The following is a 467-nucleotide window of genomic DNA, read 5'->3' as shown; positions in this document are numbered from 1 at the left end:
GCCTCCAGGCCGTAGTCGGCCACCGAGAAGATCGGGGCCTCGGGGTCCTTGTTGATCGCCACGATGACCTTGCTGTCCTTCATGCCGGCCAGATGCTGGATCGCGCCCGAGATGCCGGCGGCGATGTAGAGCTGAGGTGCGACGATCTTGCCGGTCTGGCCCACCTGCCAGTCGTTGGGCGCGTAACCCGCGTCCACGGCGGCACGGCTGGCGCCCAGGGCGGCGCCGAGCTTGTCGGCCAGCGGTGTCATCACCTCGTTGAACTTCTCGGCGGAGCCCAGCGCGCGGCCACCCGAGACGATGATCTTCGCGGCGGTGAGTTCGGGGCGGTCGCTCTTGGCGATCTCGCTGCCCAGGAACTTGCTCTTGCCGTCATCGGCCGCGGCCGTGGCGGTTTCCACGGCGGCGCTGCCGCCGGTGGCCGCCGCCGGGTCGAAGCCGGTGGTGCGCACGGTGATCACATGCTT

General features: G+C 69.6%; 1 protein-coding gene. It reads right to left on the bottom strand.

Annotation, left to right across the window (positions count from 1 at the left end):
- Positions 1-467 (bottom strand): electron transfer flavoprotein subunit alpha/FixB family protein (locus tag ACODTB_RS25795; protein ID WP_488929883.1); only part of this gene is annotated, 467 nt, incomplete at both ends.

The organism is Hydrogenophaga sp. FG152 (assembly GCF_057809615.1).
Note: the sequence above shows the minus strand (reverse complement) of the source record. Positions and strands in the feature narration are given on the sequence as shown.